Genomic DNA, 14,593 nt, shown 5'->3' with positions numbered 1-14,593 from the left:
TGTACTTAATAAGGTAACCACGCAGCTAATGACGAGGGTATGTATTGCTTTAAATTTTGAACGCCTTGAACGGCTGCTCCTGACAATCGAGCTTCTTGCCACCAAGGCTCTTTGGGCAGCTCGGTATAGCCAGCCAAAATGACAAGCAATAACGAGAAAACGATGCCTCGTAATAATCCAAAAATGGCGCCAAAACCATGATCGGCAACGCCCAAGCCTGAGTGCTCAATGAGCGCTGACAGCGTCATGTTTAATAAGCCGAAAAGCAAGAGCGCAATAATGAATACGGCACCGTACGACACCGCCGTACGCAATAAGGCATTTTCTATAATCGACGTTAACCAACCTGATGCTGTGGGCCCCCACCAAATCGCGGCCATGAAAGCAACCACATACGCAATTAACGAAAGCAACTCTTTAAGCAGACCACGCACCAGCCCTATTATGGTTGATGCACCAAGAATGGCTAAGAATAAATAATCGAAACTCGTCACTTAGTTGAGATAAAACTATTTTCGTAACCCAAGGAGCGTAAACGCGTTTGTGCTGCCTGAGCGGCCTCGCGAGTAGGGAATGGGCCTACACGTAATCGATAGGTTGTTTTGCCTGCGGAGTTAGCGGTTTCGACATAGGCATTCGTAACGCCCGCAGACACTAATTGATTGCGGCGAGACTGCGCCTCGGTTTCGGCAGAATAGGCCACAATTTGCAGAATGAAATTACCTTGTGGTGCGGCAGTGGCCGGACGATTGGTTGTTGGTGGTGTACGCCCTTCCAATAATGCTAGCGCTACCGATCCATCATCGGTACGTTCAGAGCTAGGCTCCGGTTTACTAGGAGTTGGCTTTGGTTCAGGTTTAGGTTTAGGCTCTGGCTGTTTAACGACTGGGGGAGCGGTGGTCGTAGGTTTGGGCTCAGCCACGGGTTCGGCTGGCGTAGGATCCACCACGACAGGCGGCTCTGGCTCTGGCTCAATCAGAGCAGCGAAGTCATCGTTAAGTGTCGAGCCGGAGTTAGTTGTGCCTTCTGATTGATCGGTCAGTGGCTCGGCTGGTACAGGGGCTTGTGCTAACTGATCAGTACCGGTAGCGAACTCGTTTGGCTGTATAGGTGTAGGAATCACCGCTAAGAGTTGGCTCTGTTCAGGCTCAGGTTCGTTGGAGGTGAGAAAAGGCACAATTAATATCGCCGCTAGCACCAAAACCAAAGCGCCTATCAAGCGTCGTCTCGCACGACTTCGCATCTCGCGTATTTGAGCGTCACTTGAAGTGCGACGGGTTGCTCCAGACGAGCTTTTTGTTGAGAACAGACCCATTTAACTAAAATCCATTAAAAAATGAAGCACCCTTACAGGGTAGAAGCAAAATCACTTGGGATTTCGTCCTAAATATTCTAGCACTGGTCCAACCGTAGAGAAGGATCCAAAGATTAAAATTCTATCATTGGGTTGGGCTTCTTTTCGAGCGCCCTCATACGCCGCTATGGGGTTATCAAACACGCTAATCGGACTATTAACGTAGTTAACACGGCGCCCAGAGGCAGGTTTCACGCTGGGTTTGGCCGGTTTATCAGTTATGGTCTGACGGTGGGAAGCGTCGTGGGCTGGGCCTAATTTCTTAACCGCATTAACCAATGCTGACAATTCTTGACCTTTTAAGCCACGATCCCCTTCAATTGAGGCGCAATACCAAGCATCTACCCTGTCTATTAATAGCCCTAGTACGCCGGCAGCATCCTTATCATTGTACATACCAATAACCGCCAAAGTACGGCCGGTAGAAGGCATTTGATCTAAGTTTTGCGCTAATGCACCGGCGGCATGAGGGTTATGCGCAACGTCTAAAATAGTAGTGGGCTCACCGGGAAGAATTTGCAAACGTCCAGCGATGGTTGCCCTATGCAACCCCTCTCTGACAGCCTGCGCTGGGACCACCAGCTTATAACGTAAAGCCTCTAACGCCGCTAGCGCCGAGGAGGCATTCAATAATTGGTTGATGCCACGAAGTGAGGGATAAGCCAATCCGGCTCGACGCTGTTCACGTCCACCAAAGGCCCATTGCTGAGCATCACCCGAGTAGTTGAAGTCTTTACCAAATTGCCATAAATCTGCACCCACACGATCAGCATGCGCCTTTATGGCTTCCGGCGGTACCGGGTCGGCGCAAATCGCAGGGGTGTTCGGTCTAAAAATGTGCGCTTTCTCAAAGCCTACCTGCTCTCGGGTGTCACCGAGAAAAGCAATGTGATCAATATCAACACTGGTAATCACGGCACAGTCGGTATCCACCATATTTACCGCATCCAGTCTACCGCCTAGACCCACTTCCAAGATGGCCACATCCACCCGCTCTTGTTCGAACAGTAACAAGGCGCTTAAGGTGGCAAACTCGAAGTAGCTCAAGCTGATCTCTGCCCGCGCTTGCTCGATACGGAAAAATTGTTCAACAATTTGCGCATCCGTCGCCATAGAGCCATTTAGACGGATACGCTCGTTATAGTGAACTAAATGAGGTGAGGCATAGACTCCGGTTTTATAACCGGCGGCCTGTAAGATGGCTTCTAATATGGCGCATGTGGAGCCTTTTCCATTCGTTCCACCCACCGTGATTTTGATATACGGTATCTGCAAACTCAATCTCTCAGCGACTTGCTTAATGCGTGCCAGCCCCAGCTCAATTTCGGTTGGGTGTAAGGTTTCTAGGTACTGAAGCCACTGATCTAGTGGACTTGAGGCATTTAAGTGTAGGCTGGACATATTCTAGACATCAAATAAAAAACGGCAGGTGCTGATAATAGCACCTGCCATTCAATTACGTTAGAGAAACGTAATCACATCACGCTTTATTTCCGGCGAGCAGGTGGAATATCTGTGCAAGCACCTAACGAGGCCGCTGCAGCCATTCCCACTGACTCTCCAAGCGTTGGGTGTGGGTGGATGGTTTTAGCAATATCCACCGAATCAGAACCCATTTCAATGGCTAACGCCACTTCGCTGATCAAATCGCCCGCACCGGTTCCTACGATGGAGCCGCCAAGTATGCGCTTGGTTTCTGCATCAAACAACAACTTGGTGAAACCCTCGTCACGAGCATTAGCGATGGCGCGACCTGAAGCTTGCCAAGGAAAGAAGCCTTTCTCTACAGCGATACCCTCGGCTTTTGCCTCTTCTTCGGTAATGCCAACCCAGGCAATTTCTGGGTCAACATACGCCACCGATGGGATCACGCGTGCATCGAAGAAACTCTTCTCGCCAGCGATAACCTCAGCCGCTACGTGGGCCTCATGCACCGCCTTGTGTGCGAGCATAGGTTGGCCAACGATATCGCCAATCGCGTAAATGTGCGGAACATTCGTGCGCTGTTGCTTATCTACGTTGATAAAGCCACGGTCACTTACGGCAACCCCTGCCTTGTCAGCATCGATCTTGTTACCGTTCGGTGAGCGCCCTACCGCTTGCAAAACGATGTCGTAACGCTGTGGTTCTTTAGGAGCTTTATCACCTTCGAAGCTTACCCAAATACCATCTTCTTTGGCTTCAGCCGATACGGTACGCGTATTGAGCATAACGTTGTCAAAGCGATGGGCGTTCATTTTGTCCCAGACTTTAACGGCTTCGCGATCAGCACCTTGCATCAGCCCCGATTGCATTTCCACGACATCAAGGCGAGTTCCCAGCGCTGAGTAAACGGTACCCATTTCAAGGCCAATGATGCCACCACCGATGATCAACATTTTAGCGGGAATGCCCGCTAACTCGAGAGCACCCGTCGAGTCAATAACACGAGGGTCATCCGGTAAAAATGGAAGCTTAACCGACTCACTACCTGCGGCAATAATTGCAGATTTGAATTTAAGCGTTTGCTCTTTTCCATCATCTGCTTTGACAGCCATATGATAAGGGTCTAGGAATCGGCCGACTCCAGTCACAGTCGTGACTTTACGAGCACGTGCCATTCCCGCCAGCCCCGTTGTCAGCTTACCAATGACCTTCTCTTTGTAGGTGCGCATGACATCGATATCGATTTCGGCCTCGCCGAAACTGATCCCTTGATTAGCCATGGCTTTGGCGGCTTCGTACACCCCCACTGTGTGTAACAACGCTTTGGATGGAATGCAGCCTACATTCAAACACACCCCACCCAATGTGGAGTAACGCTCGATCAGTGCGACATTTAAACCCAAATCAGCAGCACGGAACGCCGCTGAATATCCACCAGGACCTGATCCCAACACAATGACGTCGTACTCAGAGTCTGCTTGACCACTATGGCTAGCAGCCTCAGGCGCCTTGGATTCAGGCTTTGCCGAATCGGCTGTCGTGCTTGCTACCGCTGCTGTTGCCGCAGCGGGCTCTTCGGCTAACTCTGCTGAGGATTGTTGGGCCTCGATGCGGACGATTGGCGTGCCTTCCGACACCTTATCGCCTAGCTTGACGAGAAGCTCTTTAACCACCCCTGCCTGCTCGGCAGGGATTTCCATTGAGGCTTTATCGGACTCTACGGTAATTAAACTTTGTTCGACCTCGATGGTGTCACCGACATCAACCAATAGCTCAATGACCGTGACGTCTCCTGAGTCACCAATATCTGGGACGTTAAGATCTACTACGCTCATGTTTGCTCCTTAAAGCACGATGCGACGGTAATCGGCCAGCAGGTCTGCCAAGAAGGTATTGAAGCGAGCCGCCGCTGCGCCATCGATAACGCGATGATCATAGGATAGCGATAGCGGCAGCATTAAACGTGGCTCAAATTCTTTGCCGTTCCAAACAGGTTGAATCGACGAGCGAGAGACACCCATAATGGCGACTTCAGGCGCATTGATGATAGGCGTAAAATCGGTACCACCGATACCACCCAAGGACGAAATGGTGAAACACCCGCCCTGCATCTGTGCCGCTGCCAATTTACCTTCTCGAGCAAGCGTCGCTAATTCGCCCATTTCTTGGCCGATTTCGATGATTCCTTTTTCATCCGCATCACGGATAACTGGTACTACCAAGCCATTAGGGGTATCAGCGGCGAAGCCGATGTTGTAGTATTTTTTCAGAATCAAATTATCGCCATCAAGCGAAGCGTTGAATTCTGGAAATTTCTTCAGTGCGGCAACCACACCTTTAATTAAGAAAGCCAGCATCGTTACGCGTGTGCCTGCTTTTTTACCTTCTTCATTCAACTGCTTACGGAAAGCCTCTAGGCTCGTAATATCCGCTTGCTCGTTATTGGTGACATGAGGAATCATGACCCAGTTACGATGAAGGTTGGCACCCGATATTTTCTTGATGCGCGAAAGTGGCTGCGTATCGAACTCACCAAAGCGGCTGAAATCGACTTTAGGCCATGCCAGTACATCTAGCCCCCCGCCGCTACCCGCAGGCGCTGCTGCTGTGCTGGAGCCTTGGTTGGCTAGGGCCGATTTGACATACCCACGTACATCCTCAGGCTTAATTCGCCCTTTCGATCCCGATCCTTTAACCAAACTTAGGTTAACGCCTAATTCGCGTGCAAATCGTCTAACTGAAGGAGACGCGTGTGGCAAGTTGCGTAATGACACCTCGGTTTCTGCAAAAGCGGACGTTGGAGATTGACGCACTGGCGATTCAGAAGCCAAAACACCCGCAGCCGAACCGACAACAGCTGGTGCGGATTTTTCTTTCTTAGGCTCAGTGGGTGTTGCCGCTTTTTCTGTAGCGGCTGGCGCTGCAGCACCAGCTACACGCAACTGTAAAATTGCAGAGCCTTTGCTGACTTTATCACCCACGTTAACTTGAATCTCTACCACTTCACCCGCATGCGATGAAGGCACTTCCATCGATGCTTTATCGGTTTCTAGCGTAATCAAGCTTTGATCCGCCTCAATGGTATCGCCGGCTGCAACCAGCACTTCGATCACATCCACATCCGACTCATCACCAATATCAGGCACTTCAACGGTAATGACTTCTTGGGATGAAGTGCTTGCTGCTGGTGCCGCTGCTGCTGCCTCTTCTACTGGCGCGGCAGCAGGCTTCTCAGCCTTAGACTCGTCGGCAGCTTTAGCTTCAGCTGGTTGTTCGGCCTCGGCAGCCTCAAGCTCAAGAATCAACGACCCTTGCTTCACTTTATCGCCAATATTAACTTTTAGTGCCTTGATGACACCGGCGTGTGAAGAAGGAATTTCCATCGACGCTTTATCAGATTCGACCGTAATTAGACTTTGATCTACCTCTACGGTGTCACCTGCGGCAACCAAAAGCTCAATGACGTCGACTTCACCATCATCGCCAATATCAGGAACGACAACTTCAATAGTATTACTCATTTATCTAGCCCTCAAGCGTGGTGCGGGTTGGCTTTGTTTGTGTTGATGCCATACTTCTTAATGGCTTCAGTCACTTTGCTTAGCGGCAACTTGCCCTCATCAGCTAAAGCACGCAGAGCGCTCAACACGACAAAATGACGATCAACTTCGAAGTGCTCTCGTAGCTTGTAACGGTAGTCAGAACGACCGTAGCCATCTGTACCAAGAACACGATAGGTGCGATCTTTAGGAACAAACAAACGAATTTGATCAGCGAAAGCTTTAACGTAATCAGTGGAAGCCACAATCGGACCGCTAGTGTCTTTCAACTGTTGAGTCACGTAAGGCACAGGCGCCTTTTTGTCTTCTGGATTCAATAGCGAATGACGCTCGCAATCTAAACCATCACGACGTAACTCAGTAAAGCTGGTAACGCTCCATACATCAGAACCAATACCCCAGTCTTTTTCCAGAAGGTCTTGCGCTGCGATGACCTCACGTAAAATAGTACCAGAGCCCAATAGTTGTACGCGTAGATCGCCTTTTCCTACCGACTTGAACTTGTACATACCCCGTAAAACGCCCTCTTCGTCACCTGCCTTTAAGCCAGGCTGAGCGTAGTTTTCGTTCATCAGAGTAATGTAGTAGTACACATCTTCTTGGTTTTCAACCATGCGACGTAAGCCATCACGAATAATAATGGCAACTTCGTGTGCAAAGGTTGGATCGTAGGAGATGCAGTTAGGAATGAGCGAAGACTGAATATGACTGTGTCCATCTTCGTGCTGCAGCCCTTCGCCATTCAATGTTGTACGGCCTGCGGTACCACCTAGCACAAAGCCTCGAGCCTGCATATCACCTGCAGCCCACGCCAAGTCGCCAAAACGCTGGAAACCAAACATTGAGTAGTAGATGAAGAAAGGAATCATGATCTTATTGCTGCTGGAGTATGACGTAGCAGCGGCGATCCATGAGCTAAAGGCACCTAGCTCATTAATACCTTCTTGTAATAACTGACCTTTTTTGTCTTCGCGGTAGTACATCACCTGATCTTTATCGACGGGTGTGTACTTTTGCCCTACTGGGGAGTAGATACCAATTTGACGGAACAGGCCTTCCATACCGAAAGTGCGTGATTCGTCAGCAAGAATCGGCACAACGCGTGGACCAAGAGCTTTGTCTCTTAACAGCTGATTCAATACGCGGACAAAAGCCTGAGTTGTTGAGATCTCGCGACCTTCTGCCGTGGGCTCAAGCACTGCTTTGAACACATCCAGCGCCGGTGTTGCTAATGTTTCGTCTGCTTTAACGCGACGCTTAGGTAAGTAACCCCCCAACGCCTGACGACGCTCGTGCAGGTACTTCATTTCCGGAGAGTCTTCTGCCGGCTTAAAGTAAGGCAAGTCGCCTAACTTGTCGTCGGGCACAGGGATATTGAAGCGGTCGCGGAACTCGCGGATGGCTTCGACATCCAAGCTTTTCTGTTGGTGACTTGGGTTTTTAGCTTGGCCAACATGACCCATGCCGTACCCTTTAATAGTCTTAGCCAAAATAACGGTAGGCTGCCCTTCGTGTTTAACAGCTGCGTCAAATGCGGCATACACCTTGTGTGGATCATGACCACCACGGTTCAAACGCCAGATTTCTTGGTCGCTCATGCGGCTTACCATTTCTAGCAGTTTTGGATGTTTACCAAAGAACTTTTCACGCACATAAGCGCCATCGTTTGCTTTATACGCTTGGTACTCACCATCGATGGTTTCTTCCATGACTTTACGAAGAATACCTTCTTTATCGCGAGCCAAGAGGGGATCCCAGTAGCCACCCCAAATAAGCTTAAGCACATTCCAACCTGCACCGCGGAATGTACCTTCTAATTCTTGAATGATTTTGCTGTTACCACGAACAGGACCATCTAGTCGCTGTAGGTTGCAGTTCACAACAAAAATAAGGTTATCCAGCCCTTCACGCGCGGCAACACCGATAGCACCTAAGGACTCGGGCTCATCCATTTCGCCGTCACCTAAGAACACCCATACTTTGCGGCCAGTCGTGTCTTGAATACCGCGAGCATGTAGATACTTTAGAAAACGAGCCTGATAAATGCCCATCAGCGGGCCCAAGCCCATCGATACTGTCGGGAACTGCCAGAAATCGGGCATCAACTTGGGATGCGGGTAAGACGGTAGCCCTTTGCCATCAACTTCTTGACGGAAATTATTGAGCTGCTCTTCGCTAAGACGATTTTCTAGGAAAGCACGCGCGTACATACCAGGGGAAGTGTGCCCTTGGAAGTAAACAAGGTCTCCGCCATGATTTTCGCTTTCTGCGTGCCAGAAATGGTTTTGTCCGCAACCGATCATGGTCGCCAATGACGCAAAAGAAGCAATGTGTCCGCCAAGTCCGCCACCATCTTCTGGGGTATGTTCGTTGGCCTTAACAACCATTGCCATCGCATTCCAGCGTATGTATGAACGAATACGTTCTTCTAGCGCTAGATCACCGGGGTGTGCTGGCTCTAAACCCGCAGGAATAGTGTTTAAATAAGCGGTATTAGGACTGTATGGAATGTTTGATCCAGAACGTCGCGCTAGGTCAGTAAGACGCTCAATCAATTCATGGGCCCGATCTGGGCCCTCACGATCGAGTACCGCTTCTAGCGCCTCGAGCCATTCTTTGGTTTCAAGAGCAGCGTCGTTGTCGACATTTGCCGCATTACTGACTTGGTCATGAGAGGACATGTATCGTCTCCATTTATTAAGATATGAGTCCGCTCTGACAGCGCTGTGGCTTTTTATAAGTCGTTGTCAATGTAGTCGGACCGCAAACGGTTCAGGCAGGTCTTGCCTATCACTCGACCCATTCTAGGAAATTACTGTTGAGCACTCAAGCAAAATTTCATTTTATGGTAATAGTTTTTATAATGTGAAAAATAGAAGCAGGCGTTAGCGCTTACAATGCCTGCAGATCCTAATGATGATGCCATGGCAAACCCTACTAAAAAGTCACTCATTCCCAATACCTTTTACGATCAGGCACAGCAGAATCGTCGAGGCTTGTACTGGTTAACTCCGGTTATCGTACTGTTCTTGTACCTTTGCGTGATGGGGGTATTTATCTGGTTACAACGTTTACGTAGTGATAGCGTTATGTTTGTAACCATTGATCAAGAAATTCGCCAACAACAATTGACGATGGTGATTGTCGCCTTGTCTTTTGTGATTGTCCTAAGCTTATTAGCCCTATGGCGATACACGCGTTTCAGAACACGGGCAGAAGCGGCGCTGATTGCCGAAACCGGTTTTCGTCGGGCCATGGAAAACTCAATGTCGACGGGTATGCGAGTTTTCGACATGCATGGTCGAATCGCTTATGTGAATCCCGCTTTTTGCCGCATGATAGGATGGAACGAGGCCGATTTAATTGGACGTACAGCCCCCTTTCCTTACTGGTTGCCAGGGCGTCATCCACATCATCAAGAAATTCTAGATCTTTTGATGTCAGGACGTACGCCAGGTAGCGGGCTTGAGGTCGAGGCACAACGCCGTGATGGTTCACGCTTCACTGCTCGAATGTACGTATCGCCTTTGCGAGATCCTAACGGAGAACAAATTGGCTGGATGACGTCAATGACAGACATCACTGAGCCCAAGCGTATCCGAGAGGCCCTGACCGCCGCTCACGAACGTTTCATGACGGTGCTAGAGGGGTTAGACGATGCCATTTCTGTTGTGGCAGACACGCCTGAGGGTCTTGAGCTCTTATTCGCGAACCGTACCTATAGACGATTTTTTGGTGCGCAATCTAATGGGCATGCTGAGCTTCTTGGTGGCCGAATGGGCCGGTTTACGGATGAAACCGTAGAAACCTTCTCTAATTCTGCACAGCGATGGTTCGAAGTTCACCACCGTATGTTGGCTTGGACCGATGGGCGACGAGTACGCTTGCAAGTAGCGCGTGATATTACCGAGCGACGCAAGCACGAAGAGGCCTCTCGTGTACAGCAAGAGAAAGTACAGTTAACCAGTCGTTTAACAACGATGGGGGAAATGGCATCTTCTTTGGCCCATGAGTTGAATCAACCCTTGACGGCCATCAGTAACTACAGCATGGGTGCGGTTGCCATGGTGCGCAGTGGTAAGGCTAAGCCCGAGCAGTTGATTGAAGCGCTTGAAAAAGCGTCTAGTCAGGCCGAGCGCGCGGGTAAAATTATTAGCCGTATTCGCGAATTCGTGAAACGAAGTGAGCCTCGTCGCCAATCTGTTAGCATTCTACAAATTATCGACAACGCGGTTAGCTTTGCTGAGATTGATGCGCGTAAGCGCCAGATCGATATTCAGGTGCACTTACCAGATGATCTCCCCGAGGTCATGGCTGATCCCATCTTAATTGAACAGGTATTATTGAATTTATTAAAAAATGGCGTAGAAGCCATGGAAGGAAGTGATTATCATATATTGCATGTAAATATTTCCATCAATGATGAGATGTTAGAACTTGCAGTGATTGATCGAGGTTATGGTTTGAAATACCCAGAACGATTATTCGAGCCTTTCTACAGCACCAAATCGGAAGGCTTAGGAATGGGTTTAAATATTTGTAGGACTATTATCGAATCGCATCACGGTCGCCTTTGGGCGAACGAGAACCCCGATGGCGGTACGATATTTCGTTTCACTCTACCGTGTGCAGCGCCACAAACGCCAACCACTAATAATGAACCCAAGGAGATACAAGCATGAGTAGTACCCAAACTTCCTGCACAATTTTTATCGTTGATGACGATGAGGCCGTACGAGATTCGTTGCGTTGGCTACTTGAAGCAAACGGATACCGTGTAAAGTGCTTTCCTGCGGCGGAAGAGTTTTTAAGTGCTTATGATCCTAGTCAGGTTGGCGTGTTAATTGTTGATGTTCGAATGCCAGGCATGAGCGGCTTAGAGCTCCAAGAGGCATTGATTACCCGCAAAGCCCCTATCCCTATCGTCTTTATTACGGGCCACGGTGATGTACCCATGGCCGTAAACACCATGAAAAAAGGCGCTATTGATTTCCTAGAGAAGCCATTTAACGAGGCAGACCTACGTGCCATAGTTGCTCGAATGATGGAACAAGCCACCGAGCGCGCAAGTCAAGCCCAAGCCCAGCGTAACCACGACGAAGTGCTTGCTCGTCTTACTGCTCGAGAACAACAAGTGCTTGAGCGTATTGTTGCGGGACGACTTAATAAGCAAATCGCAGGTGACCTGAATATCAGTATAAAAACGGTGGAGGCTCATCGAGCCAACATCATGGAAAAACTCGAAGTTACTACCGTCGCCGATCTCATGAAAATCGCGCTGACCAAATCCGGAGAAGTTTAATTATGAGCAGTACGAGCGCCAGGATCATTTCAGGTAAAACACTGGCCCAACAAGTACGTGACGATGTCGCCCAACGTGTACAGTCGCTTTCGTCGCGTAATATTCGCCCTGGTTTAACAGTAGTATTGGTAGGCGATGATCCTGCCTCGCACGTTTATGTGAAAAACAAAGCGATAGCATGTGAAAAAGCGGGGATTAAATCCGATGTCATACGTCTGAATGCTGACGTATCAGAAGATGAGTTGTTGACGCTAATTCAACAACTAAACGATGACGATTCCGTTGACGGGATATTGGTGCAACTACCACTGCCCGCCCATTTGGATGAATACAAGGTCATCGAAACAATTTCCCCGCACAAAGACGTTGATGGCTTTCATATCAGCAACGTGGGCTTACTTATGACAGGACGTCCACTTTTTCGTCCCTGCACCCCTTACGGGGTGATGAAAGTCCTTGAGTCCGAGAATGTTACTATACGTGGAGCTGAGGCCGTTATTGTCGGCGCAAGCAACATCGTCGGCAAACCGATGTCTATGCTGCTGCTGGCAGCGGGTGCCACCGTCACACTTTGCAATTCAAAAACGCGTGACTTGGCCTCACACACTAAACGAGCAGATATCCTCGTTGTAGCTGTCGGCCGACCCAACATGATCAGTGCAGACATGATTAAACCCGGCGCCATCATCATTGATGTCGGTATTAACCGACTCGATAACGGCAAGTTGGTAGGCGATGTCAATTTCGATGAAGCCATACACGTAGCCGGCGGGATTACCCCTGTGCCGGGTGGTGTGGGACCAATGACTATCGCTATGCTACTGGTCAACACCCTTGAAGCTGCAGAACGCAGAGCAACTAAAAACACCCTTAAAAAGCCATGAGCAACCCTCTACTGACCCCCATTAACCAATTGGTAACCTATGCGGACATCAAGGCTGAACATGTTGTCCCCGCAATAGAGCAGCTTTTAGAAGAAGCGAAAAACGCTGTTGAGCATATCGCTAGTCAACCAAAAAGCACATGGAATACGATTGTTGCGCCATTGGATGACGCCACAGAGCAACTTTGGCGTGCCTGGACAATTGTTGGGCATTTAAATTCAGTCATTAACTCACCAGAGTTGCGAGATGCTTATAATGCCTGCCTTCCTAAAGTCACCGAGTTTTCGACTTGGCTGGGCCTAAACGAGTCTCTCTATCGCCACTACAAGGCCCTTGTAGCCAGCCCAGAATACGAGACGCTTACGCCAGTACAACAACGTGTTCTCAATCTAGCACTGCGTGATTTCCGCCTAAGTGGTGTCGAGCTTGAGGGTGCAAAACGGGCCCGTTACGCCGAAATTTCTGAACAGCAAGCAGCCGCCTCTCAACGCTTTTCAGAGAACGTATTAGATAGTATCGATGGATGGTCGTTGCTAGTTGAAGACCAAACCCAACTAACAGGCATTCCCGACGATGTGTTAAAAGCAGCAAAAGATGCTGCCGAAGAAGCAAAGCAAACCGGTTGGTTGTTGACTTTGAAAATGCCCTGCTATCTACCTGTCATGCAGTATGCTGAAAGCAGCGAGTTACGCGCCACTCTCTACAAAGCCTACGCAACTATCGCTTCCGATCAAGCCGATAAGCCAGAGCTTGATAACTCAGAATCCATAGAAAAGCTATTAACGTTGCGAGCCCAAGAGGCCCAATTACTTGGTTACCCAAGCTTCGCACATATGCGACTTGAGACGCGTATGGCGGACACTCCTGAACAAGTGTTAGATTTTCTGCGTACCTTAGCCTCTAAAGCCGCCAATTTTGCTCAAACCGATTTAAAACAATTGCGTGATTTTGCTCAGCAAAACCTAGGTCTCGATGCGTTGCAGCCCTGGGATATGGCTTTTGTTGCCGAACGCATTCGTCAAGAGCGTTACGCCTACTCTGAGGACGAGGTAAAGCAGTACTTTACCGAGCCACAGGTTATTAATGGCCTCTTTTACGTCGTAAACCGTCTATTCGGTGTCAGCTTCGAGCCAACTACTGCTTCAGTTTGGCACCCTGATGTGACGGCCTACGATGTCAAGAGCGCATCGGGCGAAACACTTGGGCATTTATACATTGATTTGTACGCCCGTAAAGGTAAGCAAGGTGGTGCTTGGGTCAATGGCGAACGCAGCCGTCGTTTAAGCCCCGAAGGTGTGGTGCTACCTGTGGTGTACTTGGTGTGTAACTTCAGCGCACCACAAGGAGGCAATCCAGCCTTACTCACTCACGATGACGTGATCACACTTTTTCACGAAAGTGGCCATGCGTTGCATGCCTTACTTTCTACGGTCGACGAACCCTCCGTATCGGCTTTCTCCGCGGTCGAGTGGGATGCCATCGAGCTTCCTTCCCAGTTTATGGAAAACTTTTGCTGGGAGTGGCCGGTCGTACAACAGCTTTCAAGTCACGTCAGTACTGGCGAGCCTTTACCTGAAGCGCTGTACACGAAACTTCTCGCAGCAAAGAATTTCCAAAGCGGCATGCAAATGGTCCGTCAGATCGAATTCTCCTTGTTTGATATGCTTGTTCACCACGAAGAACAAGGCTTATCAATAGACAAGGTGCTGAACACCTTAGATGAGGTACGCAAAGAGGTCGCAGTGGTAATTCCGCCCAGCTGGCATCGATTCCCCCATGCCTTTTCGCACTTATTTGCCGGTGGTTATGGCGCAGGTTATTACAGTTACAAGTGGGCGGAGGTTCTCTCATCAGATGCTTATGAAGCCTTTGAAGAGACCGCAACGCATGACGACAACGGTACGCGTGATACCTTGGTTTCGGCTACAGGACAACGCTTCTTAACTGAAATTCTGGCGATAGGTGGCGAGCGCCCTGCCGCTGAATCATTTGTTGCTTTTCGAGGGCGCGAACCGTCTATCGAACCGTTACTTCGCCATAGCGGTATGCAGACGAGTTAACTAGGACT

At 49.4% G+C, this 14,593-nt stretch carries 10 protein-coding genes; 4 read left to right on the top strand and 6 right to left on the bottom strand.

Going from position 1 to position 14,593, the window contains the following annotated elements:
* Positions 1–5: 5 nt before the first annotated feature.
* The 6 genes from AC2UZI_RS07435 to aceE form a co-directional block, all read right to left on the bottom strand.
* Positions 6–494, bottom strand: a complete 489-nt coding sequence (locus AC2UZI_RS07435) for a CvpA family protein (RefSeq protein ID WP_486943174.1) — start codon at positions 492–494, stop codon at positions 6–8.
* Positions 491–1,315: an SPOR domain-containing protein gene (locus AC2UZI_RS07430; RefSeq protein WP_486943173.1), complete on the bottom strand. Its 825-nt coding sequence runs from the start codon at positions 1,313–1,315 to the stop codon at positions 491–493. Before AC2UZI_RS07430 ends, AC2UZI_RS07435 begins: the two co-directional genes overlap by 4 nt.
* A 51-nt stretch (positions 1,316–1,366) precedes the next feature.
* Entirely contained in the window at positions 1,367–2,755 is a 1,389-nt protein-coding gene (gene folC / locus AC2UZI_RS07425; RefSeq protein ID WP_486943172.1) for a bifunctional tetrahydrofolate synthase/dihydrofolate synthase, read from the bottom strand.
* Positions 2,756–2,841: 86 nt separating this feature from the next.
* Positions 2,842–4,614, bottom strand: coding sequence for a dihydrolipoyl dehydrogenase (lpdA, locus tag AC2UZI_RS07420; protein WP_486943171.1), 1,773 nt, complete (start codon positions 4,612–4,614; stop codon positions 2,842–2,844).
* Between the two features lie 9 nt (positions 4,615–4,623).
* Positions 4,624–6,300, bottom strand: coding sequence for a dihydrolipoyllysine-residue acetyltransferase (gene aceF, locus AC2UZI_RS07415; RefSeq protein ID WP_486943170.1), 1,677 nt, complete (start codon positions 6,298–6,300; stop codon positions 4,624–4,626).
* Positions 6,301–6,311: 11 nt separating this feature from the next.
* A complete protein-coding gene (aceE, locus tag AC2UZI_RS07410; protein ID WP_486943169.1) occupies positions 6,312–9,020 on the bottom strand; it encodes a pyruvate dehydrogenase (acetyl-transferring), homodimeric type in 2,709 nt (902 codons plus the stop codon).
* A gap of 243 nt (positions 9,021–9,263) precedes the next feature.
* On the opposite strand from aceE, the gene AC2UZI_RS07405 reads away from it, so the two are divergent.
* From AC2UZI_RS07405 to AC2UZI_RS07390, 4 genes are read left to right on the top strand one after another with little or no spacing between them, the layout of a single operon-like run.
* Entirely contained in the window at positions 9,264–11,021 is a 1,758-nt protein-coding gene (locus AC2UZI_RS07405) for a PAS domain-containing sensor histidine kinase (protein WP_486943736.1), read from the top strand.
* On the top strand, positions 11,018–11,641 hold the full coding sequence (locus AC2UZI_RS07400; protein WP_486943168.1) for a response regulator transcription factor: 624 nt from the start codon (positions 11,018–11,020) through the stop codon (positions 11,639–11,641). The genes AC2UZI_RS07405 and AC2UZI_RS07400 overlap by 4 nt, the downstream gene beginning before the upstream one ends.
* A 2-nt stretch (positions 11,642–11,643) precedes the next feature.
* Complete coding sequence (gene folD / locus AC2UZI_RS07395; RefSeq protein WP_486943167.1) at positions 11,644–12,525, top strand: bifunctional methylenetetrahydrofolate dehydrogenase/methenyltetrahydrofolate cyclohydrolase FolD; 882 nt, start codon at positions 11,644–11,646, stop codon at positions 12,523–12,525.
* On the top strand, positions 12,522–14,585 hold the full coding sequence (locus tag AC2UZI_RS07390) for a M3 family metallopeptidase (RefSeq protein ID WP_486943166.1): 2,064 nt from the start codon (positions 12,522–12,524) through the stop codon (positions 14,583–14,585). The genes folD and AC2UZI_RS07390 overlap by 4 nt, the downstream gene beginning before the upstream one ends.
* The last annotated feature ends 8 nt before the right edge of the window (positions 14,586–14,593 follow it).

It is taken from the genome of Paenalcaligenes sp. DL 463 (assembly GCF_057475185.1).
Note: the sequence above shows the minus strand (reverse complement) of the source record. Positions and strands in the feature narration are given on the sequence as shown.